This window comes from Telluria sp. ZT3P39, assembly GCF_059685935.1.
Genome location: NZ_JCASIH010000016.1, coordinates 31,692 through 56,873 on the forward strand (window position 1 = coordinate 31,692; position 25,182 = coordinate 56,873).

Sequence of the window (25,182 nt, forward strand, 5' to 3'; positions counted from 1 at the left end):
TCTGTGATATGTAATATGTATTAATCAGGCACTTAATGATGCCGCAGCGAATCACACCTGCCTGCCCTTGAGCGCTTCCTTGACGAACAGGCGAATGAACGCCATGTCCTCGATGAAGTAGCGCCGGAACATGCGGCGCGGCTCCTGCAAAAACCGGTAGAACCATTCCAGCCCTGCGCGCTGCATCCACACGGGCGCCCGCTTGACCTTGCCGATGGCGACGTCGAAGGTGCCGCCCACGCCCATCGCGAAGGGAATCCGCATGTGCGCCTGGTACTGGCCGAGGAACTGCTCCTTCTTCGGCGAGCTGATCGCCACGAACAGCAGATCGGCCCGGCTCGCGCGGATCTGCTCGGCCACCAGCGCTTCTTCTTGCTCGCCCTTCCAGTAGCCGTTGCGGTAGCCGGCCAGCACCAGGCGCGGATACTTGCGCGTATACGTGTCGGCCACCTTGCTGACGACTTCCTCGCGCGCCCCCAGCAGGAACACGCGCCAGCCCTTCTCGCCCGCCCGCGCCATCAGCGCCTCGAACAGATCGACCCCGGCGACCCGCTCCTTGAGCGGCCTGCCCAGCAGGCGCGAGGCCCATACCACCGGCATGCCGTCCACGTTCACCAGCGCGCAGTCGTTGATGATCCTGCACAGTTCGGGATCGCGGCTGGCCTTGACCAGCTTGTCCACGTTGACCACCACGTGCTGATGGGGCAGACCGGTCGCGATGAAACCTTCGACCTTGTCCAGCGTCTCTTCCATTGTCAGGTTGTCGACCCGGCAGCCCATCAGCGTGATGCGTTCAGTCATGCGCTTTCCTCCACTAGGCCTGCTGCAATTCCTTCGCAAGGATGGCCACGATGCGTTCGGCCGCCCGGCCGTCCCACAGGTGCGGGCGGCGGCCCTGCTTGCCCTCGCCCGCCAGGACCTTGCGCGTCTCGCGCACGATGGCCGTGGGATCGGTGCCGGCCAGCACGTTCGAGCCTTCGTCGACCGTGACGGGGCGCTCGGTGTTCTCGCGGATGGTCACGCAAGGCACGCCCAGCGCCGTGGTTTCTTCTTGCAGGCCGCCGCTGTCGGTCAGCACCACGGCCGCGTCCTTCCACAGGTTAAGGAAAGCCATGTAGGCCTGCGGGCCGGCGAGCAGCACGTTCGGCCCCAGGTCGATGCCGAATTTCTCGATGTTCGCGCGGGTGCGCGGGTGCACCGGGAAGATCAGCGGCAATTCGTTCGAGATCTCTTTCAGCGCCCCCGCGATGCGGGCGAAGGTCGCCGGCTCGTCGACATTGCTCGGGCGGTGCAGCGTCACCACGCCGTAGCGCCCGCCGGCGGCCTGCCGGGCCGCTTTATACGCGCTGGTGTCGAAGCCGGACGTATCGGTTCGCTCCAGCTTGTCCGCCTGGTAGAGCACGTTGTCGACCATGACGTGGCCGACGTAATGGATGGCCGAGCCCGGCTTGCCTTCGCGCTGCAAGTGTTCGACCGCGGCCGGTTCGGTGGCGAAGAACCAGTCGGAAATCGCGTCGGTGACGAGGCGGTTGATTTCTTCCGGCATCGACATGTCGCCGCTGCGCAGCCCGGCCTCGACGTGGGCCACGGGAATGCACAGCTTCTTGGCCACGATCGAGCAGGCCAGCGTGGAATTGACGTCGCCCACCACCAGCACCGCGGCCGGGCGCTCGGCCGTGCACAGCTCTTCGAAGCCGACCATGATCTTGCCGGTCTGCTGGGCATGACTGCCGCCGCCGGCGGCCATGAACACGTCCGGCTGCGGAATGCCCAGCTCGTCGAAGAAGACCTCGTTCATGTCGCGGTCGTAGTGCTGACCGGTATGAATGATCTTGAAGCCGAGGACCGACTGGGCCTGCAGCGCGCGCACGATCGGCGCGATCTTCATGAAGTTCGGGCGGGCGCCGGCAACCAGGTAAATTAGCATGATGACATTTCCAGTCGTTAAGGAATTGTTAATGCAAGAACGTTATTGTAAACCTGCATTCGACCGGGACGGCGGACGATACGGTAGTGATACGGAGCACTTCGCAGGGCCGCTTCGATTCATAGGTGCGCGAATACCAGCCCAGCGGCGGATTCTCGGCGCCGCGCACCAGTTCGAGCTGCAGGTCGGCGCCGCTAGCCTGCATCTGCAGCACGAAGCGCTTGCCGCGCACCGACAGGCCGTGGCTGGTCAGGCGCACGTCGAGTTCCGGGGCGAAATGCCAGAACAGCTCGACTTTATGTTGTTTGCGCGCCGACACCTCGTCGCGCACGACCAGCGCGTTGCTGGCGCCGTCGAAGCGCACGCTGCGCAGGTGGCGCACCGGGTCGGATAGCCGGGTATAGCCGTCGTGCGAGCCGCGGAATTCGAATTCGTGCGGCGAGGTCGGCATGCGCTCGATCCGGGCCTCGGCCTTGCGCAGCCACATGAAGCGCCCGCCGCTGACGGACTGGTCCTGTCCGTCGATGCGCACGGTGTTATGGGCGGAGGTGCCGCGGAAATAGTCGCGCCACTTCTGCTCCTGCCAGTACGAGAAGGTGCCGGGGTCGACCAGGCATTCCTCGCCGGCCACCGACAGGGTCAGGGACAGCGCGTCGGCGTGGCCGTGGGCGGCGATGCCGAGGTAACCGACCGGGCCGCAATCGAGCATGCCCTTGATTTCGCTCGCTTCGCCGAAGTGGTTGCCGAACAACAGGTAGCCGCCGTCAGGGAAAGCCCAGCTCGTCGCGACTTCGTGCGGGTCGCAGTCCGGGCGGGCGCCGGGCAGCGCGTGCAGCAGCCAGCGCACGCCGGGGTGATTGTCGGCCTGGGCCCCGAACACGGTGTCGCCCAGCGCCAGCAGCTGGCCGGCCCGGTCCATGCCGGAGGCGTCGAGCCGGAACACGCAGCCGTCGTCGGCGTCGCCCACCGCCGGCACATTGCCGCTGGAGTCGCGCACCGAGCGCAGGAAGCGCAGCGCGCGCTGCAGCGCCGCCCAGTAGGGGCGCTGGAAAGGATTCCTGCTCGCCTGCCCGAACAGGCCGGCCACGAACAGGAATTCGCTCGAGAACACGTGGTAGGCGAAGGCCTGCTCGCGGTTGACGCCGTCGCGCGAGAACTGCGCCACGGCCTCATGCTCGAGTTCGCGCCGCGCCTGGGCGCACCACTCGCTCGACTCCTTCCAGCACGGCCAGGTGCTGGCGCCCACGTACAGGCCGGCCAGTTCGCCGATCAGGTGGTTGTTGGCCGAGGAATGGCGCGACAGGTGGCGCGCGATGCCGCGGCAATGGGCGTGGATGCTGCCCAGCCAATCGGCGCGCAGCTTCTGGCCCGATTCGCCGGCGAACAGCAGGCTGGCCTCGCCGCCGACGAGCTGCCACAACAGGCTCCAGTTGATCAGGCGAATGCCCAGTTCCAGCGAGCTGGTCCAGTTGGGGCCGGTCAGCGGCGGGCATTGGTCCAGCCAGCTGCGCAACTGCTGGCCGAGCGCATGCAGCCAGCGCAGGTCGCCGCTGACGGCCCAGGCCTGGGCCAGGCGCACCAGGTGCAGGTGGCGGTTCAGCTCCCAGACGTGCTTGATGTCGCCGACCTGTTCGCGGTTGGTGATGGCGATGTCGCCGGCGTAGATGGCCGGACCGGTGACGCCGGTCTCGGGGTCGCGGTTCCAGGCGGTGGGCACGCCGACGTCGAAGCGGCGCTCGGCGAACAGCACCACGTGGCCGGCGCAGATGCGTTCGGCATCGAGCAGCAAGGCCTCGACTTCGCCTGGATCGAGCGCGGGGGCGCCGTGCACGGCCAGGGTGAGCGCGCGCGGCAGCGGCGCGGGCGCCGTGCGGCCGGCCAGGCGCCGCCCCATGCGGGTTGAAGCCGCCTGGCGCATCCGGTAGCCCAGTTCCGCCGCCGACATGCAGCGCAGCCGGTTGACCAGCCACCCTATCCTCAGTGTTGCGTTCATCGATCTCCCCGGCTCGCGCTCGTGGCGCGAAGTTGTTCGTAGACTGCGGCTATCCGTCCGATCACCACGCCGGACTCGAATTGTTCTTGTATGGTGGCGCGCGCCCGCTCTCCCAGGCGCCGCCTCTCCCCTTCATCTCCCAGCAGGCGCCCCAAGGCCGCCGCCAGCGCCTTCACGTCACCCGGCGGCACCAGGATGCCGTTCTCGCCATCGCGCACCGCGTCCGGAATGCCGCCCACGCCAGTCACCACGATCGCCTTGCCGGCCGCCATGGCCTCCAGCATCGCCATCGGCAAACCCTCGGCATGCGAAGGCAGGCAGAAGATCGACGCGCGCGCCAGTTCATCGGCCTTTTGCGCGGCGTCTATCCAGCCCAGTTCGGTCACCCGGTCGGCCACGTTCAGCTCCTGGGCGCGGCGCCGCAGTTCCGGCAATGCGCCCTGCCCGCCGACCGCCAGCTCGATCCGCGGGAAGCGCTCGCGCAGCAGGGCCACTGCCTCGACCAGCTCGAAAATCCCCTTGCGCGGCTCGACCTGGCCGAGGAAGAGGATGCGTCCCGGCTCGGACGGCGCCGCCGCGAGTCGCGGCAAGGGCACCGAATTCGGGACCACCACCACCCGGGCGCCGGGCGCGAACTCGCGCAGGAAGCCGGCCCAGCGCGTCGACAGCGCAATCACGACCGAACTATGTTCCAGCGTGTGGCGAATCCAGCGCCGCATCAGGGGCCTGGAGCCCGCAATAAAATCATCGAAACAGGCGCCATGCAGGTGGAACACGGTATTGCACCCTGCCGCGCGGCCCAGCGCCAGCAGCACCGACTTGCGCACGAAGCTGCCCTTCGAGGCGGCGTGCACGTGCATCACTTGCGGGCGTTGCCCTGGCGCGCGCGCCAGGCAGGCCAGCGTGCGCAGCAGGCCTGTCAGTGCAGTGCCGGCCTTGGCCAGGCGCGAACCTTCCGCATGGGTCGGCACGTAGACCACGCCTTCGCGCTCGAACAGGCCGCTTTGGCGCAGGAGCGAGACCACGGTGGCGACACCGCCTCGCCCGCCGGGCTCGGTGCCGAGCATCAACACCCGCGGCGCCCGCTTCATGCCCTCCAACCTGCCGTGTGGAGTTTGCAAAATAGAAATTGTTTTGGATAATACAACAGTGTTGTCTCCGGGAAGCGCACGATTCAATGTCATGCGCATAACACAATGAGGACAGCCTTATTTCCTCTCGGGCAGGATTTTTGTGTACGTTTCTGCAACTGTTCGGCCGAGAATAGCATAGGTCCGGTGGCGCCGGACGTAAGGCGGACCACGTTGGGCCAGGGTTGCGGACAGTTCCGGGTCATCCAGCAGGCGCCGTACGGCGGCGGCGAACGGCGCCGCCTGCATCGGCACGCACAGCCCTGCCCCGCTCTGCTCGATGACGAGCTGCTGGTCGGGAATGTCGTTGGCGACGCTGGGAATGCCCAGCGCCAGGTATTCGACCAGCTTGGTGGGCGAAGAGACGTCGAACAGGGTGCCGCGCGGGATCGGCGACAGCCCGACCTCGGCCCGCACCGCATAGCCGAGCGCGGCGCGCTGGGGCAGCCAGCCGGTCAGCAGCACGTGCTCCTGCACGCCGCGGCGCGCGATCTCGGCGCGCATCCAGGCCATTTCGTCGCTGGAAGCGGCGTCCCCGGCGATCACCAGCAGGATATCGGGGACTTCGCGCTTGAGTTCGGCAGCGACCTCGAGCAGGAAGCCGGAATCGCGCGATTGGGCGATGCGCCCCAGGTAGATGATCACGCGCCGGCCCGCCAGTCGCGGGTCGGTGCTCGGCTCGACCGTGGCGCGGTCGAACATGCTTGCGTCCACGCCCATCGGCACCGCCGTCATGCGGGCGCGCTCAAAACCCTGGGCCGCCAGCCAGGCCGCCATGGCCTCGCTCTGCACGAAGATGTGGCGCGCGCCCGGCAGCACCAGCCGGTAGATCACGAAGCGCGAGGCGCGGGCGCGCACCGCATGCGCGAACCAGGCCAGGCCCCGCCTGCGCTGGCCAATCTCATCGCGCCGCACCTCGAAGCCTTCCACGATCGGGAAGGACATCCAGTACACAAAAGGGACATCCAGCATTGCTGCCGCGATGCGGCCCAGCAGGCCGGAGGCGATCTTGTCGCGCACCTGAATGCAATCGGGGCGCACGCGGCGCGCCGCCTGCAGCAGGCCGCGCAAGTCCCATAGCGGCGAGAGCACGCTGGCGAAGCGCGAGCGCAGGCTGCCGACCGCGTGCATGCCGCCGGCCGCCCAGGGCGCCGCAGGCCGGTCGCCGCCGGCCTGGCCGACGATCTCGCTGTGCACGCCGTAGCGCGGCATCTCTTCCCCGAACAGGGTCAGCACGTCGGCGCGGGCCGGCGGCAAGGGGTCGCGGATGATGTAGGCGATCGACAGCGGTGTGCGCATGCGGAGCTCATTCCGTCAGGACAGGCCAGCCGATTCTAGCCCAGCAACCGGCGTGCACGTTTCAGTTGCGCGGCCTGAATATGCGGTTCAGCACATCAGCGCTAACAAAAGGCGTTCGGCCCCGCCTCCCGCGTTGTCGAAAAAATATTTTCCATTGTCTGCATCCGGCGCCCCGCGCCGCGCGTAGAGTAGAGACCGGTTCGATGGCGAGCCGGATTCCGTATTGCCGCCAACCAAGTTCATGTTGGGGCAATGCACCACGCGTTTCACTGAAACCAAAGCCGCTTCGCCAACAATCGAGCGGCGTGTCGAGGAGAGTCACCGTGAGAAAACCAGTTATCCTGGCGCTTGCCTGCGCCCTTGCCGCCCTGCCGGCAATCCCGGCCGTGTCGGCCGACAAGGCCCCTTCCGAAAAAGCCCGCCCCGCCTGCCTGAACGACAAGCGCGGCGGCGGTCCGCTCGCGGTGGTCGGACTGACCGCCGACATGCAACTCGTCTGTTTCCGCGAAAAGCATCCGGAACATGCCCGCGCGATCGGCACGGTCACTGGCCTGATGAATGGTGACGTGCTGGTGGGGATCGACTACCGCGTCCAGGACGGCGGCCTGTATGGCGTCAGCCGCAGTGGTGGCGTGTACCGGATCGATCCCGGCACCGCCGTGGCAACCCGCGTCAGCACGCTGACGGTTGCCCTCGATGGGACCTCGTTCGGCGTCGACTTCAATCCTGCCGCCGACCGCCTGCGCATCGTCAGCGATACCGGGCAGAACCTGCGCCACAACATCAACACCGGCGGCGTCACGCTGGCCGACGATCCGCTGGACTACCCGCCCGCGACGCCGGTCAATGCCGTCGGCCCGAACGCGGTCATGGTAACCGGCTCGGCGTATACCAATAACGACTTGTCCGCCACGACAGCGACCACCCTGTACGCGCTCGACACCATGCTGGACCAGGTCGCCCTGCAGTCGCCCCCGAACGACGGCACCCTGGCCGCGACCGGCAAGCTGGGCCTGGACGTAGCCGCCGAAACCGGCTTCGACATCTACAGCAGCGTGCGCAATGGGGTGACGGTCGAGCTACGTGCCCTGGCCTCGCTGGCCGGCGCGGACGGCAAGAGCAGCCTGTTCGGCATTGACCTGCCAACCGGCAAGGCGACCTTGCGCGGCATGTTCCCGGCGCAGTTCCGCGTGATCGGGATCGCGATCCCGCTGGACCAGTAGCATAAAAAAAACCCGCAGCGCGTGCTGCGGGTTTTTCCCTGGCTGACGGGACGCGCCCGGTACGGCGTCCTAGTTCAGCGTCACCGTCTGGCCATCCACCGTAATGGTGCGCACCGAACCCGCGCTGCCCATGGTCACCGCCGGTTTCTTGCAGCCGACGTCGAGCAGCACGATGAACTCGGCTGTCGCGTTGGCCTCGCCCTTGAGGTAGAAGGCGCCGTGGTCTTCCACCACGTTGGTCTTGGCGCCCGGGCCGATCCACTTGGCGAAGGTCGCCGCCGTGTTCAGCGAACGCACGCACAGGGTCTGGGTGCCGGCCGCCACCTTGACGTTCAAGGGATTTTCGATCGCCATGATGGCCGGGGTGTGCATGTTCCACTCGTAGGTGCGGGCCACGGTGCTCGACAGGCGGTCGCGCACCAGCACCGCGTTGCCGGCGCCGCGCAGATGCCAGACCTGGCGCTTGGCCATGGTCAGCTGGCCACCGTAGGCCGGGGTCGCGTCGCCTTCCGTGTAGTCGTAGGTCGGCTGGGCGGTGAAGGCGGTGATCTTGCCGTTGCGCTGCAGCTGCTCGCGGTAGCCGTTCACCAGCTGGCCCTTGCCGCCGTCGAAGGTGATCGCGTTCTGCGAGCGGGTCTGGTGATACCAGTCGCTCCAGTAAGGCGAACCATACCAGTCATACCAGCCGGCCTTGACCAGCAGCGGCTGGCCGGCGCTCGACAGCAGCAGGCCGTTCTGGTCGCCGTGGCTGTGGTTGAACGAGCCGTAGGGGCTGGACTTGAAGAAGGTCGAGATGCGCAGGGTCGAGGCCAGGTCGCTGTGCATCGCCACCCAGCCGATGCTCGGGTAATAGGCCGAGTTCGACGGCGCCTGGTAGACCGTGGTGTCCTTCACCGGCAGCGGATACTGGGCCGACAGCAGCGACATCGCGTCTTCCATGCCGGTGGTGTTCTTCACGAACCAGGCGGCGCGCGGGGACCACATGCGCGAAGCAAAAGCGCGGAACACGCGGGCATCCGGTTTGGTTTCCGATGCGTCGCCGAAGGCGTGCACGCGCGAACCCGGCGGAATGAATTCCATCGCGAAGTCGAGGAAGCCGAGCGTCCATGGCTTGCCGAAGAAGTTCACGCCGCTGGCGTGCGAGAGCGGGTCCCACAGCGCCAGCAGGTAGGCGGCCGAGTATTCGGCGTAGGCGGTGCCATTGGCGTAGCCGCCTTCCGGGCCGCTCCATGGGTTCGGGCTGAGCGCATAGGCGCGGAACGAGAAGTCGAACCACTTCTGGGCGTCCGGGATGTCGCCCAGCGACAGGCTCGAAATCAGGACCAGGAACACCAGGCTGGTATTGCCGTGCGAGTCGAAGGGGAACTGGTCCAGGCGGCCATTGTCGCCGGCCAGGTTGTCATACATGACGGTGGTGCGGGTCTTGACCGAGGCCAGCCAGCGCGCCTTGCGGGTCGCGTCCAGCGCGCCGGCCAGCGAGTCGATGCCCTTGATCAGGCCCCAGGCGATCTGGCGCGTGGCCTGGTCCTGGTTGACATAGCTGGTCGGGCCGTTCGGGTCGAGGGCAGCCAGTTCGTCGCCGCGCTTGAGCGCTTCGGTCAAATAGATCGACTCGCCCTTGATGCGGTACATCAGCGCCGCCGCTTCCAGCTGGCGGGTCGCTTCGTTGATGCGCTGGCGCACGTCGGTCTGCTGGGCCGCCATGGCGGCGGTCAGCGGGCTGGTGATCACGATCGACCAGCGCGAGTCCGACAACGCGGGCACGGCCGTGATCTGGGCCTTGACTTCATTGCCGAGGCGGCTCAGGTAAGACTCCAGGTCGGTCTTCTTGGCCGTGCTCCAGGTCGAGAACGGGGTCACCGAGGCCGGCAGCGAACGCGGGCGGGCCTTGGACAGGATGCGGTTGCGCACGGTGGCGTTGTCTTGCACTTCGAACACCGTCGACTTGCTGGTGATCGAGAAGGTGCGCGGGTTGGACCAGTCGCTGGTGCCGACCGGACGCACGCGCCAGGTGTAGTTACCCAGGGCCATCGCCTTGGTCGGCAAATGCCAGTTGCGCTCGACCACGACCTTGGTTGGCGTACCCCCGACCGGGGTGATTTCGAGCTCGTAGCTGGCCGGGCCGGTGGCGTGGCGCGACCAGGTAAAGCCCGGCGGATTCTGGGCCTGCACCTGGTTCATCTCGGGCTTGGCCTGGATGACCAGTGGATCGTTCGACTGGACCCAGTCGGCGCGGGCGGTGACGCTCGCGAACAGCGAGGCGAATGCAGCGGCCCAGACGAGGCTCTTCCGATGAAATTGCATTGTGGGTACTCCGAGAAAAATATCTGAAATTCTTGCGCCGCGCCGGCAGTGCCGGTGGGCTTGGGAACGCTTGCCTGTTGTTAGCTGCAGCGGCTTACTTGTGGGATTTATAGTATCCCAAAGTAAGTTGAACACAGGCAAATTCCCCAAAGAAAACACAGATTTTTTCGTTGCTTTGCAGAAATCCCACGACAAAAATTCAACTTTTACCGAACAATATTTGCAGGCTTTTAACGGTCATGACCGGCCTGCAAAGACAAAAGCGCAATGCTGTCGGATTGCTAAGGGCTCGGCAGGGCCTGGCCCTCCTGCAGCCCGCGCAGGCGTTTCAGATAGCGCAGGCAGTAAATACCGAAGGCCAGCGGCGCCTTGTCCATGTGGCGGCGGCGCACGTTGAACTCTTCCTGGCGCGCCTTGAGCCGGTTGCTGGATGACACGCTGCCGGCATGGTCGCGGAACACCGTCAGCGGCTGGTCGATCATGGCCGGCTGCGCGGTGGCGCCCAGGCGCAGCCACAGGTCGATGTCCATGGCGTACTTGAGCGTTTCGTCGAACATGCCCACCCGCTCGAACGCGGACTTGCGCACGAACACGGCCGGATGCGGGATCGAACTGCGGCCGGACACGAAGGCGCGGTAGGAGAACGCCGGCATGGCGTAGGGCGGCACCATCTTGCCGTCTTTCAGGATCTGGATGTTCCCGTACACCCAGTCCACTGGTTTACCGGCCAGGGTCGCCTGCTCGAAGGTGCGCTTGACGGTGGCCAGCACCTCGGGATCCTTGTAATAGTCGTCCGAGTGCAGGTGGGCGATGATCTCGCCGCTGGCCGCCTCGATGCCCTGGTTCATGGCGCGGCTGATGCCGCCGCCAACGTCGCGCAGCACGCGCTTGTTGCCGGGATAGGCGGCAATCATGTCCAGGGTGGCGTCCGTCGAGCCGCCGTCCACGAAAATATGCTCGAAGTCCTGGCAGGTCTGCGACTGCACCGAGGCCAGGGTGTCGGCCAGGGTGGCGGCGCTGTTCCAGGTGCAGGTGACGATCGAAAAGCTAGGCTTATTCGGCATAGAACTCCAAGATGGTGGGTAGGGCCTGAGAAACGTCCATCCCGGCGCTGGCCGGCAAGGACCGCTTTGCTGCCGGCTGCGCCAGGGTATCAAGCAGCTGCGTCACCAGCTCGATCATCGAGCCGGCAAGGCGCAGCTGGCCGGGAAAGGATTCGTAGACGGACAACTCGGGATTGCCGCCGCGCGCCAGCGCCAGGCAGGGACGCCCCAGGGCCAGCGCTTCGAGGATGGTGGTGCCGCAGGGTTCTTCCCACACCGAAGGCACCACGCAGGCATGGCTGCCGGCTGCCAGCGCCACCACCTCGGCGTTCGGCTGCCAGCCGAGGAAGCGCACCTGCCCGCTCGCGTACTCCGCCTCCAGCTGCGCGCGCAGCGGGCCGTCGCCGACGACCAGTACCTGCGCATCGGGCGGCAGGCGCCCGCGCGCGGCGGCCAGGAATTCGCCGAAACCCTTGCCGGTGTCGATGCGCCCGGCCACCAGCACCTGGCCCGGACGCGGCGCGGCGGCGCTGCCGGCCAGCGCGGCGAGCTTGCGGTAGTGGATGAAATTGTGGATCACGCGCGAGCGCGACAGGTCGGCATCGGGCAGCGTGCGCAGGAACTGGCGCCGCAAAAAATCCGACACGAAGATGGTCTTGTGGCGCGCAAAGGCGCGCGCGGTCTCGCCCCGGTAGCGCGCGACCGCATGGCCGGAGAGCGCGCGGCGCAATGCGCCCGGCGCCGGGTGGGCGCAGCCCGCGCAGGCGCGGCTGGCGGTTTCCATGCACACGGCGCCTTCCTTGAAGCGCAGGTGGATCACGCATTCGCTGCCCTGGTCGTGGCGGGTCTGGACGAAATTGAGGGCCGGGTCGACGTACAGGCCGATCATCGGCAGGTGGCCGTGGTAATGCACCACGTCGTACCCGCGCGCGTGGCTGGCGAACGCGCGCGCCACCTTGGCCGCGAACCAGGGCCGCTTGGCCGGGTTGAAGAAGCCCAGCTGGGTTTCCTTCCAGCCGACCCGGCGGAAATCGAAACCGGGAATGAAGCGCCCATGGAATCCGATCTCGGCCGCGCTGTCGGCGTGGGCCCGGTCCGAGCGGCCCATGATGTCGACCTCGTGCCCCGCTTCCAGCAAGGCGTTCGACAGGGTGACGACGTGCCTGGCCAGGCCGCCGAGCTGCTCGCCCGGCAAGTCTTCGGACACCATGAGGATCTTCATTCAGCTCCCCGCCGCCCAGCAGGTCTTCAGGCGCGCCCAGGCGAGCAGCCGGTCGTCGCGCTCGAGCACGAACAGCAGGCCGTGCACGCCCAGCAGCAGCGCGGTGAGGCCGAGAATGAGCGCGAAATCCCAGGCCCCGCCGTCGGACAGCTGCTCGGCCGTGGTGGCGGCCACGGCGACGAGCGCCACCCCCAGCAGGCCGGGCGCATAGCCCCGCGCCAGCAACCGGGCGAGCCGGGTCGGCACGGTGCGCCCGTGCACGTAGGCCAGGAAGGCGCAGGTAAACAGCAGCGAGCCTGCCAGGTGTCCCCAGGCGGCGCCATCGATGCCCCAGCCGGCCACGCCCACATACACGATGCCCAGGCCGGCCAGGGCCCTGGCGACGGCGAACAGGCCGGAGATGCGCGGGTGGCCCATGCCGTCGTTCACCAGCGACGGCAGGCTGGTGAGCGAATCGACGAACTGGGCCAGCGCCATCACGGCCAGCACCAGGGCGCCATGGCGCGCGAACTCCTCGTTCATCCAGTAGCGCAGGATCTGGTGGGCGAATACCGCCACCAGCACCAGGACCGCGGCGTTCAGGAAGGCCACGTAGCGCGTGGCTTTTAAATAAAGACGGTCGAGGCGCGCCAGCTCGCCGGCTGCGGCCAGGGCGCTGGCGGCCGGGAACAGCACGCCGGACAGGCGAAAGCTCAGGCCCAGCACCCGGTTGGCCAGGGTCGCCGCCACCGTGAAATAAGCCAGGCCCGTGACACCCACCAGCGCGCCGATGATCAGCTTGTCCGCATGCACGTAGGACAGCGTGGCAAAGCGCGATAAAAATGAATAGGCCGAAAAGCCCAGCAACTCGTTGCGGATGCGCGTCCGCGGCCAGCGCCAGCGAAAGTCCGGCACCAGGCGCAGGATCGCGCGCCACAGGACCAGGCAATGCACGCTGCTCGCCACCACCCGCAGCAGCACCACCTCGAACAGGCCGTAGCCAAGCAGCAGCACGGCGACGGTGGCCAGCGGCACCAGGCTGCCGAACACCATCTCGACCCGCGCCGAGATGTCGTAGCGCATCAGCGATTGCGGCACGCTGTTCAGGTAGACCTGGACCTGGCCGAGCAGGAAGCCGAGCGCGGCCAGTTTCAAGGTGGCGATCGCTTCGGGCACCAGGGAGGCCGGCACCGAGAACACGCCCGTGATGAACCACCCTGCTCCGACGAACAGGCCGAGGGCCCCGAGCAGGCCGATCAGCGCGTACACCGCCAGGCCGAAGGACATGGTCTCGACGACCTTGTCCTGGTCGGCGCGCGCATGGTGTTCGGCGATGTACTTGACCGAGCCCGCGGTAACGTTGATGTCGATCACCGCGAAATAGCCGACGATGGCCGTCACCAGCGAATACACGCCATAGCCCGATTCGCCCAGTCCCTTCACCACCAGCGGCACGGTCGCCAGCATGACCAGCGCGGGAATCGCCGCGCCGAGCAGGTTCGACCAGGCGTTGCGCACCAGGTTGAGGGACAGGTTCGCGCTCATCAGGCGGGCACCAGGTGCGGCCGCGGCACGGAGGGCTGGCGCGCCGGGTGCGCACTCGGCACCGTCTTGCTCACCGCCATCGCCAGGTAGGGCAAGGCCAGGCAGAAGGCCAGCATCTGGGTGGTGCGCACCTGCGGGAAGGGCGTGCCGATCAGGAGGTCGGGAATCATGAAGGCGATGCCGGCCACGCCGGCCGTGCCGACGCCGAGCAATTCGGGCGGCAGCTGCTTGAGTGCGCGGCGCGCGAACAGGACAAAAGCGATGATGGTGCCCAGCAGCAGCGCGGTGCCCACCAGGCCGCTCTTGAGGGCGATGTGCAGCACGCCGCTGTGCAGGAACAGGCCGCCGTCAGCGTTGTTCTGCCATGAGATGTACTGGTAGCCGGTGTAGCGGCCCCAGGAACCGATGCCGGTGATCGGCTGCGACAGGAAGTCGGCCAGGGCGAACTTGAGTTCCATCACCCGCTCGCTCTCGCGCCCGAAGCGGCGCGACTGCATGTCGTAGACCAGGCTGGACAGCCCGCCGGCCGCGCCCTTGGTCTGGGTCATGCGCTGCATCCCGACATAGGCAAGCGCCGCGCCCACGACCGGGAGGCCGGCAGTCATGAGCTTCATGCGGCGCCTGACCGGGAAACGCATCATGATGACCAGGAAGGCCAGCACGAAGCCGATCCAGGCGCTGCGGCGGTAGGACAGCACGATGCACAGCGCGGTCGACACCAGGGTCATCCACTCGATGCCGCGCCAGAAGGCCGGGCGGTCCGTCTTGTGGGCCTGGAACAGGTGGACCGCGGCAATCGCAAACGCAACCGTGCACACCAGGCTGTCGTTGATGTCGAAGAAGGTCAGGCGAATCTTGATCGCGTTCATGTTCGCGTAAACATTGTTCGGGTCGCCCCCGAAGCCCGCCCAGCGCACCAGCCCGAACAGGGCGCGCCCGAGGCCGACGAGCAGGATGAAATGGCTCAGTTCCTGCACGTGCTCGCGGGTGCGGAAGGACAGCAGGATGAGCGAGATCAGCGGCGCCATCCAGATGATGTTCGAGAAGCCTTGCGGCGACAGCGCCTCGCGCAGCGTCACCCCGGACACCATGCCCACGCCGGCGTGAACCGCCAGCAGCACGAACCAGGCCGCGAACCAGGGCCGCAGGTTGCATTCCGGCGCCGGGTAGCGCTGGAAGCTGGCGGCAACGCGGGCGCAGGCCCAGGCGCCGAGGACGTACCACAGCACCAGGCCGAAGAACAGCAGGCCCGATCCGCGGCTGTAGATGGCGCTGGTGGCGAACACGGCCAGGCTGCCGTAGCTTGTGGAATTAAAGCAAAAATAGACGGCCAGGTAGGGATAGACCAAAAAGCGCGGCCACACCAGCCCGATACCGATCCCCGCGACGGTCGCCACCGAGAGCAGGAGCACGAAGGCCCAGGGCAGCGAATAATAGATATAGGGGAGGATCTCGTTCATGGCGCGCCCTCGGCCTTGCCTCAACCCTAGGCCGGGCCGGCGCCGACCAGGCGGGTACGGTCGCGCGGCGCCATCACGCCCAGCATCTCGGTCACGAAGCGGTCCTGCACCCGATAGGCCTGGTTGTCGTCGGCCTGGATGGTCGAGACGCGCACCAGCATGCCGTCCGGGACTTCGCCCGACAGGCCGTAGGCGAGCTTGCGGAGCTTTTGCTGCAGGCCGGCCTTGGTGGCGTGTTCGCCGATCGTGATCCAGTAGGTGATCGGCTCGTTGCGCTCGTGCAGGCGCGCCACCAGGCGCTTGACCGGCACCTGGCCGAAGCGGGTCGGCAGCGCACCGTCGCCCTGCTTGAGCATCTGGAAGCCCTGGGCCACGTAGCAGACCTCGGGCAGGTGCAGCTGCAGCGACTTGCTCTGGTCGCCGCCATAGGCGATCGACAGCATCACGCGCTGTCCCTGGCGGTTGACATAGGTGCGCGACAGGGTCTGGTCGTAGATTTTTTCCAGCATGCCCTGCTGGTCCGGATCCGGGGCCAGCGGCACCACCGAGGGGTCGATGGTCCAGTCGCCGAAGCGGGTGGGTATCATTTGTTCCAGGCTGAAGCGCTCGTGGGCCTGCAGGATGCGCGCCTTGGGCGTGAGGGCCACGGTCAGGGCCGAGGTGCCGGCCATGGCCGCGCCGAGCACCAGGCTGATGGCGAAACGGCGGTTCATGTGGCCTCCTTCATGGCAGGCATGCGCGTCGAACTGCCCGGGCCATCCCCGCCGCCGCCATGCGTTTCACGGCGCTTGATCCACCACTGCAGGCTCGAATCGACCGCCAGGATCAGCAGCAGCGCCGTGACGAACAGCACCATGCCGGCAAAGCCATGCAGGAAACCCTGCCCTGCCGCGTCGCCGAAATAATAGGTAATCAGGGTTAAGGTAATCACGCGGATCACGTTGGCCAAGAACGAGATCGGGATGATCAGGATCGCCAGCCCGATGTTGCGGAAGGCCGAGGGATGGCGCATCAGGTTCAGGTAGAACAGCCCGAGTGCTTCCAGGGTCAGCAGGGTCTGCAGTCCGGCGCAGGCGTCCGCCACCAGCAGCTGGTACTGGCCGATCTGCAGCACCACGCCGGAGCGCGAGATCGGGTAGCCCAGGCCGAACAGGATGGCCTCGGTGGCCCAGGACACGGCCATCTTCATGGGCATGGTCACGGCGGCCACCAGTTCGCCCGGCAGCGGCACCATGAACAGCATGAAGAAGAAGGGGAACCACAGCAGGCGCAGCGTCTTGCCACCGAATTTCAGCAGCACGACGGCGGCCATCGCCATGATGATCGAGCCGACCTCGAACATGAGGATGTTCTGCGAGCGGCCCAGCAGGTGGATCATCAGGCCGACGGCCAGCACCGGCCACCCGATCCAGCTCGGGCGCGCCGGATCGGCCACCGCCATCGCCTCAGGCCACTTGCGCCAGATCAGCCAGATGGCCAGGAAGAAGATGATCGGGCCATGCCCTTGCTCCTCGCCGACCCAGGCGCCGGTGAACAGCCGGTAGAAGGTGGGAATGAACAGCGCCGCCAGCCCGGCCAGCACCGGCCACCATTCGGGCAAGGCTGCGCGCAGGCTGCCGGCAAGCCCAGGCGCCGGCCGGGCTGCCGCTTCGCGCGGGGTCGCCGTGGCCATCTCAGAACTCCACCACCACGGAACCGACGACTTCCGCGCCGGATTCGGCCATCTGCTCGGCCATGCGGCTGATGCTGGCCACGCGGGTGCGGTGCTTGCAGGCCACCAGCAGCACGCCGCCGGCGCGTCCGGCCACCGCCAGCGCGTCGGCCCCGGCCGCGAACGGCGGCAGGTCGTACAGGACCACGTCGTAGCGCGATTCCAGCTGGGTGTTCAGGTTGCGGAAGCCTTCGCGCGCCAGCAGCTCTTGCGGATTGGGCGGCAGGGTTCCGGCGGGCATCAGGGACAAATCGACAAAGGCGGGGACGCGCTGAATGATGTCGAGGTCGGCGCGCCCGGCCAGCAGGTCGGACAGGCCCTGGCGTGGCTTGACGCCGAACATTTCTTGCTGGCGCGGGCTGCGCAAATTGGCGTCCACCAGCAGCGTCTGCTCGCCGAGCTGGGAGAACACCACCGCCAGGTTTGCGGCGAACAGGCTGGAGCCGTCTTCCGGGGTCACGCCGGCAATCGCCAGCGAGCGGCGCCCACGCGCGAACCAGCGCAGCATCAGCTGGCTGCGGATCGCACGCAGCGCCTCGACCTGCGGCGAGAACGGCTCGTAGGCGGCCACCAGCTTGGGCGAGAGGTTGGCCTGCCCTTTCTGCAGATAGGGATAGGAGAACTGGCGCGCCAGCACCTGCTGGATGTCTTCCTCGCTCACCAGCCCGAGGCGCACGGCGGCTTCGCCGAAGCGGATCCCGAGATCTTTCTGCATGCGCAGCACGCGCTCGGCGTTTTCGGGCGTGAGCTTGCCCGAGTCGAGCAGCAGCGCGCCCATGCTCGAGTCGGCGGCGGGGTCCAGCGGCAAGGCGGATAGCACGGATGAATTCATCGTCATTCCTCAGAGTCCTCTTTTGACTTGACCTGGCAGACCTCAGTTCAGGCGCAGCAGGCGGCGCGGTGCCATCAGGGCGCGGATGCCGCCGCCGCGGGGGCGCGACCCACGCCATTCGATGGTGCCCAGCACCGGGATGCCCAGCATGTCCTTCATGTCGCTGCTGGAACGCACCGGGCGGTTCAATAGTTCGAGCAACAGGGCCAGGCCGACGCCCAGGATGGTGCCCAGCAGGATCGAGACCAGGGTATTGAGCAGCACGCGCGGGCCGGACGGATCGGTCGGCGCCACCGCCGGGTTCAGGATCGAGATGTCGGATTGCTCGGACTGGGCCTCGATGCGGGTCTGCGAGAAGCGCTGGCTGGCCGAATCGAAGGCGCGTTGGGCGCTGTCGAGGTCTTTCAGCATCACGCCGAGCTCGTCGCGGGTACGGTTGAGCTCGAGCACGCGGGTCTTTTGCGCTGCCAGCTCGGCGCGCAGCTGGGCTTCGCGCTGGCGATACACCTGGGCGTTGGAGCCGACGCTGCGGGTGACGCTGCCCACCGCGGCATTGAGTTCCGAGCGCATCTTGCCGACCTCGGCGCTGGCCGACTGGTAGACCGGGTGGTTGCGGCCATAGCGCGAGGCCGCTTCGGCCAGCTTGGCTTCGCCGCTGGCCAGGCTCACGCGCAGGTTCTGGATCAGGGCGTTGTTGGCGACGTCGGCCGAGCCCAGGCCATTGGCGTTCTGCTCGCGCGAGTTCGCTTCCATCGCCTGGGTTTGCGCAGCGACCAGCTGGGCCGACAGGTCGTTCAGGCGCGAGAGCTCGACGTCGACCCGGTTGTTGTCGAGGCTGACGATACCCTTCTCCTGCTGGTATTTCGACAGGCGCGCCTGGGCCGCCTCGACGTTGTCGCGCAGCTGCTTGGTCTGTTCGTTGAAATAGGACGAGGCTTTCTTGGCCGGCTCGGTCTTGAGCTGGACGCTGATCTTCTGGTACTCGTCGGCAAAGGCATTGGCGACCGCCGCGGCAAAGGCCGGGTCGGCGCCCTTGAAGCTGATCTCGACCACGCTCGATTCGCGCGACGGCAGGATCTCGAGCTTCTTCAGCAGTAGTTCGGCCAGCCAGTCGCGCACCGAGCCCTTGCCTTCGCTGGCTTCGCGCCATTGGGCCTGCACCGCCGGGCTCGACGCCAGGCGCAGCGAATCGACCACCCGCAGCGCCACATTCTTGCTGCTGATGATGTCGATCTGGGTCGCCATATAGCCCGGCATCAGGTTGCCCGGCATGGTCAGGCCGCTCACCGGGTCCACCCCCTTGTAGTTCAGCAGTACGGATGCGGTCGCCTTGTAGGTCTTCTGCTGCACCAGGCTCCAGCCCAGCGCCAGCAAGACCGTCACCAGCAGCGTCGACAGGATGATCTTCTTCCTGGCAAGAAGAATCAGCAGGAATTGATGAACGTTCATGGCCTTACCTTTGCATCAGTTGCCTTGCAGCGGGGGTGGACAAAACACGACTAGCTCGACCCTGACGGGCAGTCATTGCGAGCCGTTGCTTACTCGTAGGGTGGGCAAGTTCCTTGCCCGCGCGTTCAAATTACGGTACTGCAGCCCGTTCGCCGGTTCATCTTGCAACGATCACCGCGCGGGCGGGAAACCCGCCCACCCTACGATCTCGTCATTCTCCGACGCCAGTCCAAGCGAGCTTTTAAAACCAACTCTCGCGAACGATGATGACATCGTCGACTTGAACCGGATCGCTGGCCTTGACATTGATCGTCACCGGGTTCCCGCTGGCATCCTTGCGGGTGATCTTCATGCCGTTATTGCTGCCGCGCAGGCTCAGGCCGCCACCGGCCGAGACGGCCTGCTGGACGGTCATGCCGCGCTCCAAGCGGAACGGGCCCGGGCGGGACACTTCGCCCGTGACATAGGCACGCGGGGCGCGCTCGACATAGATGATGTCGCCGCCGGCCACTTCGTAGTCCTTGTTCAGCTCGCCCGAGCGCACCATCTCGATGACGTCGATGGTGTCGCGCGTGGTAGCGCCGTTGCGGGTACGCACCAGGTTGATGATGTCGCCGCCGTCCCCGTGCATGCCCCCTGCCATGGCCAGCAGGTCGAGCACCTTGCGGCGCCCATCCACCGCATAGCGGCCGGGACGATTGACGTAGCCCAGCACCGAGACCTGCTGGCTGGCCAGCGTGGTCACCAGCATGTTGACCTGGGCCTTCTTGAGGTAGCCGCCCTTCTCGAGCAGGTCGCCGATCTTCTTCTCGGCCGCCGCCACCGGCAGGCCGCCCACGGCCACCTGTCCCAGCAACGGGAAAGTGATATTGCCGGTTTCGCTGACGCGGGTCTCGATCGAGAGGTCGGGGCTGCCGTAGACGGACAGCTTGACCACGTCGCCAGGCCCCAGCAGGACTTCGGCCGCGCCGGCGATTCCCATGGTCAGTACGAGCGCCGTGGCCATCATCCACTTGATGAATCGTTTCATGATTGCTCCTTTAGTTCCGGGTTATCAGACGGTTGGGTATGCGACTACTTGAGGCCGGCCACGCCACGGTCGAGCGCGGCCTTGTCGGTGCCCGCGGCCTCGGGCGCCGGCGCGACCGAATTCTGGCCGGCAACGGCGGCCGCATCCGGCGCCACGGCAGGCGCGGCCGGCGCGCCGGCCGCGGGGGCGGTCGCCGGGACGGTCGCACCCGGCGTGGTGGCGCTCGGCGTAGCGACGCCCGGGGCGTATTCCTTGTTCAGGTAATCGATCTTGGCGGTGCCGCGCAGGCGCTGGATCTCGGCGGCGGCCAGTTCCTTGTTTTTCCTGTTCATCAGGTATTGGCCAATCTGCGGGGCCGCCACGGCCAGGGTGACCGGCGCGTCGCGCACTTCGGCGATCGAGATCAGCATCGCGCGGTCGCCTTCCTTGACCACGAACAGCTGGCCCTTGGGCATGGCCAGCAGCTTGCCGGAGAGCTGGGGATTGAGGTCGGCGGTGCTGCGGGTGACCTGGGCACGGCCATATTTGATATTGCGGGCGTCGAGGAAGACCGCGACTTCTTCCAGCGACTTGGCACTGTCGGCGGCGGCGCGCACTTCCGGGGTCAGGTCGGCGGCGGGGATGATCAGTTCGTTCATGGCGAACTGCTTGCGGTTGGCGAAGAATTGCGGATTCTTGTTGAAATAGTCTTCCACCTCGGCCGGGGTCGGGCGCACCGGTTCACCCAGGCGTTTCTGCATATAGGCCTGGGCGATGATCAAGGAACGGGCGCGCTCGATGGCCTGCATCACCTTCGGGTCGCGGTCGATCTTTTCCTTGGCCGCCTCGCCTTCGAGCAGCTCGCGGTCGACCAGCGCCTGCAGGATCTGCTTGCTGGCCACCGCCTGCTGCGCCGCCGGCACGCCGGCGCGCTGCATCTCCTCGTTCAGCTGCAGCACCGTGATTTCTTCGCCGTTGACGCTGGCGAGGGCCTGGCCCGGCCTGGATTCTTTTGCCTTGTCGTTGCTGCAGCCGGCCAGGCTCGCCGCGGCCAGCACCAGCGCGGCGGTGGACAGCAGGCGCCGCGGGGCGGAAAAGGATGGATGCTTGCTTGCAAGATGAAAGGTTTTCAAGATAATTTCCTCGACGTTGGTGACGGGCGCCAGCCCGTCTGTTGTTATTCGTTACCCTCAATTAACACTCTGCTGCCGCGCCGGCGGCGAACGCATCCATGCAGCGACAGCTTGCGGGGCAGGCTCCGGCTCCTGGGCCGGCGCCGGGACGGCGTCGCGCTGCTGCCCCGCGCGGAAGGCCCGGTAGGCACGGCGCAGGCCATCGGGCAGCGCCGTGGACGCGCGCCAGCCGAGCGCGGCCAGCTTGGAGACGTCGAGCAGCTTGCGCGGCGTGCCGTCAGGCTTGCCGGCGTCGAACACGATGCGGCCGCGGTAGCCGACCGTGTCGCCCACCAGCCGGGCCAGCTCGGCGATGGTGACGTCCTGGCCGGTGCCCACGTTGATGTGCGAATGCATCGGGTCGGTGTTGGCTGCGTACACCTCGTGCGCCAGGTTCATCACGTAGACGCTGGCCGCGGCCATGTCGTCCACATACAGGAATTCGCGCATGGGCTTGCCGCTGCCCCAGATCACGACTTCGGGTGCATTGGCGACGGTGGCCTCGTGGAAGCGGCGCAGCAGCGCCGGGATCACATGGCTGTTCTCGGGGTGGTAGTTGTCGCCGGGACCATACAGATTGGTCGGCATCACGCTGCGGTAGTCGGTGCCGTACTGGCGGTTATAGCTCTCGCACAGCTTGATGCCGGCGATCTTGGCCATGGCATAGGGCTCGTTGGTCGGCTCCAGGATGCCGTTCATGAGGTATTCCTCGCGGATCGGCTGGGCCGCCAGGCGCGGATAGATGCAGGAGGAGCCGAGGAACAGGAGTTTTTGCACGCCGGCGCGCCAGGCTTCATGGACGACATTGGCCTGCACCATCATGTTGTCATAGATGAATTCCGCCGGATAGGTATTGTTGGCATGGATGCCGCCCACTTTCGCCGCCGCGAGATACACCTGGTCGATGCGTTCGCTGCGGAAGAATTCGCGCACCTGGGCCTGGTCGGTCAGCTCGAGTTCGTCGTGGCGGCGGGTGACGATGTCGGCCTGGCCCTGGGCGCGCAGGACGCGCACGATGGCCGAGCCGACCAGGCCGCGGTGACCGGCGACATAGACGCGCGGCGTGCCGGGTTGGGTGCTTTGTTGCGGCGAGGGCTGCGGATTGTTCAACACGTTTACTCCATTGAAAGTGCAACGTTGTAGCCATGCGATGCGAGCAGCTTGTGGCGGCGCGCCGTATCGAGGTCGTGCGCCACCATCTCGTGCACCATTGCTTCGAAACTCGTGGTGGGTTCCCAGCCCAGGCGCTCGCGGGCACGACCCGGGTCTCCCAGCAGGGTCTCGACCTCGGTGGGACGGAAATACTTCGGGTCGACGGCGACGATGGGCTGGCCCACGGCCACGCCCGGGGCGCGGTCGCCCGCGACGGACGCCACCAGCCCGCGCTCGTCCACACCCTGTCCCTGCCAGGCGATCGTGATGCCGAGCTCGCGCGCCGCCACCTCGACGAAATCGCGCACCGAATACTGGCGGCCGGTGGCGATCACGAAGTCTTCGGGCGTATCTTGCTGCAGCATCAGCCACTGCATCTGGACGTAGTCGCGCGCATGGCCCCAGTCGCGCAGGGCGTCGAGGTTGCCCAGGAACAGCTGCTGCTCCAGCCCTTGGGCGATATTCGCGAGGGCGCGCGTGATCTTGCGGGTAACAAAGGTCTCGCCCCGGCGCGGGGACTCGTGGTTGAACAGGATGCCGTTGCAGGCATACATGCCATAGGCTTCGCGGTAATTGACGGTGATCCAGTAGGCGTAGAGCTTGGCCACCGCATACGGGCTGCGTGGATAGAAAGGCGTGGTTTCGCGCTGCGGCGTTTCCTGCACCAGGCCATAGAGTTCGGAGGTCGATGCCTGGTAGAAGCGGGTCTTTTTTTCCAGCCCCAGGAAGCGGATCGCCTCCAGCAGGCGCAGGGTGCCGATGCCGTCGACGTCGGCCGTGTATTCCGGGGACTCGAACGAGACCGCCACATGGCTCATGGCGCCGAGGTTGTAGATTTCGTCGGGCTGGACCTGCTGCACGATGCGGGTCAGGTTCGAGGTGTCGGACAAATCGCCGTAATGCAGGATGAGACGCGGGTTGTCGGCGTGCGGGTCCTGGTAGATGTGGTCGATGCGGGCGGTGTTGAACAGCGAAGCGCGGCGCTTGATGCCATGCACCTCGTAGCCCTTCTCGAGCAGGAGCTCGGCGAGGTAGGAGCCGTCCTGGCCGGTAACTCCCGTAACGAGTGCTTTTTTCATCTTGTTCCCTCTTGTGCCCTGCTCATCGGTATGGGATGGCTGGAAAGCGGACGCGGCAAGTTGCAAACTCATCAACGATTCTACGCAGGCCTGGAGGCTCTGCAAACACCTGTTTAATCGTGCGCACCAGTTTTAAGGCGAGTTTAAGCGTTTTTTTACTTTTGCGAACTTACTGCAGAGTTAGCGAAAAATGACGGCACTTTAGATGCAATTAATTGATTCCCATCAAAATCGCAACCGGGAAACTTCTGATTTCAGTGCGCGTTTTCGCGGGTCAGCACCACTTTCACCGTCTTCAGGATAATCCACAAGTCCAGCCACAGCGACCAGTTGCGCAGGTAGTCGAGGTCGTACTGGATGCGCGCCTCCATCTTGTCGAGCGTGGCGGTTTCGCCACGCAGGCCGTTCACCTGGGCCCAGCCGGTAATGCCCGGGCGCACCTTGTGGCGCAGCATGTAGCCCTTGATCAGCTTGCGGTACTGCTCGTTGTGGGCAACGGCGTGCGGGCGCGGGCCGACCAGGCTCATGCGTCCCTGCAGCACGTTGATGAACTGCGGCAGCTCGTCGAGCGAGGTGCGGCGCAGGAAGCCGCCGATGCGGGTCACGCGCTGGTCGTTCGCCTTGGCCTGCACGACGTTGGCGCCGTCCTCGGTCACCTTCATCGACCGGAACTTGTAGACATAGATTTCTTCGCCGTACAGGCCATAGCGGCGCTGCCGGAAGATCACGGGACCGGGCGAGGTCAGCTTGACCGCCACCGCCGTCACCAGCATCAGCGGCGCCAGCAATACCAGGATGATGCTGCCGATCACGATGTCGCTGCCGCGCTTGATGACGCTGTTGAAGCCCATGAAGGGCGTCTCGCTGATGGCGATCACCGGCATCCCGCCCACGGTGTCGAAGCGCGCCTGCATCAGGTCGAACACATAGACGTCGGGCAGGAAATACACCGAGGCCGTGGTGTCCTTGAGCTCGTCGACCAGCTTGCGGATGCGCGGCTGGGCCGAAATCGGCTGGCTCACGAAAATCATCTTGATATGGTGCTGGCGTACATAGGCGCAGACATCGGCCATGCCGCCCAGCACCGGATAGCACAGCGCGGCCGGCCGGCGCTCATCCAGACGGTCCTCGAAGAAGCCCTTCACGTCCATGAACAGATTCGGCTGCTGGTCGCATACCTTGGCGAACTTGATGCCGACGTCGTTGCAGCCGACCACCACGATCGAGCGCACCTCGCGCGCACGGTCGCGGCTGCCGGTAGCCTGGCGCACCGCCAGGTGGCTGGCCAGGATGGCCAGCGGCGTGGCGATGAACCAGGCCAGCAGCACGCGCTCGTCGTAGAAATATTTCAGGCCGCTGGCTGTGCCCAAAAAGTACAGCACCGCGATCGTCAGGCACCAGCCGAAGATGGTATCGCGCGCGTACGCCAGCATGCGGCCGCTGCGCCAGGTGCGGTAAGGGTCGACATGCTGGTACACCGAAGAAGAAATGAAGAAGGCCAGGACCATCAGCACCAGCGAGTAGCCCGAGAACGGCTCGCCGTAGTACAGGGTGGCCAGGTACAGGGTCCCCATGATGATCAGGGGGTCGAGCACGCGCTGGAAAAACGAGATGATCGGGATATCGTTGACCGTCATGTCTTACTTCGCAGGC

The 25,182-nt window shown here is 66.3% G+C and carries 20 protein-coding genes; 1 reads left to right on the top strand and 19 read right to left on the bottom strand.

Annotated features, from left to right (window positions below; all coding sequences use genetic code 11):
• Positions 1–51 precede the first annotated feature (51 nt).
• From AC56LR_RS15325 to AC56LR_RS15345, 5 genes are all read right to left on the bottom strand, one after another.
• Positions 52–801 (bottom strand): WecB/TagA/CpsF family glycosyltransferase, encoded by a 750-nt coding sequence (locus tag AC56LR_RS15325; RefSeq protein WP_497131639.1) that lies wholly within the window; start codon positions 799–801, stop codon positions 52–54.
• 13 nt (positions 802–814) lie between these two features.
• Complete coding sequence (gene wecB, locus AC56LR_RS15330; protein WP_497131640.1) at positions 815–1,927, bottom strand: non-hydrolyzing UDP-N-acetylglucosamine 2-epimerase; 1,113 nt, start codon at positions 1,925–1,927, stop codon at positions 815–817.
• A gap of 28 nt (positions 1,928–1,955) precedes the next feature.
• Complete coding sequence (locus AC56LR_RS15335; protein WP_497131641.1) at positions 1,956–3,920, bottom strand: heparinase II/III family protein; 1,965 nt, start codon at positions 3,918–3,920, stop codon at positions 1,956–1,958.
• A complete protein-coding gene (locus tag AC56LR_RS15340; RefSeq protein WP_497131643.1) occupies positions 3,917–5,011 on the bottom strand; it encodes a glycosyltransferase in 1,095 nt (364 codons plus the stop codon). The genes AC56LR_RS15335 and AC56LR_RS15340 overlap by 4 nt, the downstream gene beginning before the upstream one ends.
• A 117-nt stretch (positions 5,012–5,128) precedes the next feature.
• Positions 5,129–6,349, bottom strand: a complete 1,221-nt coding sequence (locus tag AC56LR_RS15345; protein WP_497131645.1) for a glycosyltransferase — start codon at positions 6,347–6,349, stop codon at positions 5,129–5,131.
• A 323-nt stretch (positions 6,350–6,672) separates the two neighbouring features.
• On the opposite strand from AC56LR_RS15345, the gene AC56LR_RS15350 reads away from it, so the two are divergent.
• Positions 6,673–7,572 (top strand): DUF4394 domain-containing protein, encoded by a 900-nt coding sequence (locus tag AC56LR_RS15350; RefSeq protein ID WP_497131647.1) that lies wholly within the window; start codon positions 6,673–6,675, stop codon positions 7,570–7,572.
• Positions 7,573–7,641: 69 nt separating this feature from the next.
• Here AC56LR_RS15350 and AC56LR_RS15355 read toward each other — a convergent pair whose 3' ends face one another.
• From AC56LR_RS15355 to AC56LR_RS15420, 14 genes are all read right to left on the bottom strand, one after another.
• Positions 7,642–9,876, bottom strand: a complete 2,235-nt coding sequence (locus tag AC56LR_RS15355) for a heparinase II/III domain-containing protein (protein ID WP_497131649.1) — start codon at positions 9,874–9,876, stop codon at positions 7,642–7,644.
• A gap of 281 nt (positions 9,877–10,157) precedes the next feature.
• Positions 10,158–10,940 carry a glycosyltransferase family 2 protein gene (locus AC56LR_RS15360; RefSeq protein WP_497131651.1) on the bottom strand — a complete coding sequence of 261 codons (783 nt, stop codon included), beginning with the start codon at positions 10,938–10,940 and terminating at the stop codon, positions 10,158–10,160.
• The gene (locus AC56LR_RS15365) at positions 10,930–12,141 is read right to left on the bottom strand and encodes a glycosyltransferase family 4 protein (RefSeq protein WP_497131653.1); all 1,212 of its coding nucleotides are present in this window, start codon (positions 12,139–12,141) and stop codon (positions 10,930–10,932) included. Before AC56LR_RS15365 ends, AC56LR_RS15360 begins: the two co-directional genes overlap by 11 nt.
• Complete coding sequence (locus AC56LR_RS15370) at positions 12,142–13,665, bottom strand: oligosaccharide flippase family protein (RefSeq protein ID WP_497131654.1); 1,524 nt, start codon at positions 13,663–13,665, stop codon at positions 12,142–12,144.
• Entirely contained in the window at positions 13,665–15,125 is a 1,461-nt protein-coding gene (locus AC56LR_RS15375; RefSeq protein WP_497131656.1) for an O-antigen ligase family protein, read from the bottom strand. Before AC56LR_RS15375 ends, AC56LR_RS15370 begins: the two co-directional genes overlap by 1 nt.
• Positions 15,126–15,151: 26 nt before the next feature.
• Positions 15,152–15,838 carry an exosortase-associated protein EpsI, B-type gene (gene epsI / locus AC56LR_RS15380; RefSeq protein ID WP_497131657.1) on the bottom strand — a complete coding sequence of 229 codons (687 nt, stop codon included), beginning with the start codon at positions 15,836–15,838 and terminating at the stop codon, positions 15,152–15,154.
• Positions 15,835–16,797 (bottom strand): exosortase B, encoded by a 963-nt coding sequence (xrtB, locus tag AC56LR_RS15385; protein WP_497131658.1) that lies wholly within the window; start codon positions 16,795–16,797, stop codon positions 15,835–15,837. Before xrtB ends, epsI begins: the two co-directional genes overlap by 4 nt.
• Position 16,798: 1 nt before the next feature.
• Positions 16,799–17,668 carry a chain length determinant protein tyrosine kinase EpsG gene (gene epsG / locus AC56LR_RS15390; RefSeq protein ID WP_497131660.1) on the bottom strand — a complete coding sequence of 290 codons (870 nt, stop codon included), beginning with the start codon at positions 17,666–17,668 and terminating at the stop codon, positions 16,799–16,801.
• Positions 17,669–17,710: 42 nt separating this feature from the next.
• Positions 17,711–19,117, bottom strand: coding sequence for a chain length determinant protein EpsF (gene epsF / locus AC56LR_RS15395; RefSeq protein WP_497131661.1), 1,407 nt, complete (start codon positions 19,115–19,117; stop codon positions 17,711–17,713).
• Positions 19,118–19,358: 241 nt separating this feature from the next.
• Positions 19,359–20,147, bottom strand: coding sequence for a polysaccharide export protein EpsE (epsE, locus tag AC56LR_RS15400; RefSeq protein ID WP_497131663.1), 789 nt, complete (start codon positions 20,145–20,147; stop codon positions 19,359–19,361).
• A 44-nt stretch (positions 20,148–20,191) separates the two neighbouring features.
• Complete coding sequence (locus tag AC56LR_RS15405; RefSeq protein WP_497131665.1) at positions 20,192–21,259, bottom strand: EpsD family peptidyl-prolyl cis-trans isomerase; 1,068 nt, start codon at positions 21,257–21,259, stop codon at positions 20,192–20,194.
• A gap of 57 nt (positions 21,260–21,316) precedes the next feature.
• On the bottom strand, positions 21,317–22,411 hold the full coding sequence (fcl, locus tag AC56LR_RS15410; protein WP_497131667.1) for a GDP-L-fucose synthase: 1,095 nt from the start codon (positions 22,409–22,411) through the stop codon (positions 21,317–21,319).
• A gap of 2 nt (positions 22,412–22,413) precedes the next feature.
• Entirely contained in the window at positions 22,414–23,529 is a 1,116-nt protein-coding gene (gmd, locus tag AC56LR_RS15415; protein WP_497131668.1) for a GDP-mannose 4,6-dehydratase, read from the bottom strand.
• Between the two features lie 254 nt (positions 23,530–23,783).
• Positions 23,784–25,166 (bottom strand): undecaprenyl-phosphate glucose phosphotransferase, encoded by a 1,383-nt coding sequence (locus tag AC56LR_RS15420; protein WP_497131670.1) that lies wholly within the window; start codon positions 25,164–25,166, stop codon positions 23,784–23,786.
• Positions 25,167–25,182 lie beyond the last annotated feature (16 nt).

Bases quoted from the DNA above. Each gene is read 5' to 3' on its own strand.
- AC56LR_RS15325 (WP_497131639.1), bottom strand. From the start codon at position 801: ATGACTGAACGCATCACGCTGATGGGCTGCCGGGTCGACAACCTGACA.
- wecB (WP_497131640.1), bottom strand. From the start codon at position 1,927: ATGCTAATTTACCTGGTTGCCGGCGCCCGCCCGAACTTCATGAAGATC.
- AC56LR_RS15335 (WP_497131641.1), bottom strand. From the start codon at position 3,920: ATGAACGCAACACTGAGGATAGGGTGGCTGGTCAACCGGCTGCGCTGC.
- AC56LR_RS15340 (WP_497131643.1), bottom strand. From the start codon at position 5,011: ATGAAGCGGGCGCCGCGGGTGTTGATGCTCGGCACCGAGCCCGGCGGG.
- AC56LR_RS15345 (WP_497131645.1), bottom strand. From the start codon at position 6,349: ATGCGCACACCGCTGTCGATCGCCTACATCATCCGCGACCCCTTGCCG.
- AC56LR_RS15355 (WP_497131649.1), bottom strand. From the start codon at position 9,876: ATGCAATTTCATCGGAAGAGCCTCGTCTGGGCCGCTGCATTCGCCTCG.
- AC56LR_RS15360 (WP_497131651.1), bottom strand. From the start codon at position 10,940: ATGCCGAATAAGCCTAGCTTTTCGATCGTCACCTGCACCTGGAACAGC.
- AC56LR_RS15365 (WP_497131653.1), bottom strand. From the start codon at position 12,141: ATGAAGATCCTCATGGTGTCCGAAGACTTGCCGGGCGAGCAGCTCGGC.
- AC56LR_RS15370 (WP_497131654.1), bottom strand. From the start codon at position 13,665: ATGAGCGCGAACCTGTCCCTCAACCTGGTGCGCAACGCCTGGTCGAAC.
- AC56LR_RS15375 (WP_497131656.1), bottom strand. From the start codon at position 15,125: ATGAACGAGATCCTCCCCTATATCTATTATTCGCTGCCCTGGGCCTTC.
- epsI (WP_497131657.1), bottom strand. From the start codon at position 15,838: ATGAACCGCCGTTTCGCCATCAGCCTGGTGCTCGGCGCGGCCATGGCC.
- xrtB (WP_497131658.1), bottom strand. From the start codon at position 16,797: ATGGCCACGGCGACCCCGCGCGAAGCGGCAGCCCGGCCGGCGCCTGGG.
- epsG (WP_497131660.1), bottom strand. From the start codon at position 17,668: ATGAATTCATCCGTGCTATCCGCCTTGCCGCTGGACCCCGCCGCCGAC.
- epsF (WP_497131661.1), bottom strand. From the start codon at position 19,117: ATGAACGTTCATCAATTCCTGCTGATTCTTCTTGCCAGGAAGAAGATC.
- epsE (WP_497131663.1), bottom strand. From the start codon at position 20,147: ATGAAACGATTCATCAAGTGGATGATGGCCACGGCGCTCGTACTGACC.
- gmd (WP_497131668.1), bottom strand. From the start codon at position 23,529: ATGAAAAAAGCACTCGTTACGGGAGTTACCGGCCAGGACGGCTCCTAC.
- AC56LR_RS15420 (WP_497131670.1), bottom strand. From the start codon at position 25,166: ATGACGGTCAACGATATCCCGATCATCTCGTTTTTCCAGCGCGTGCTC.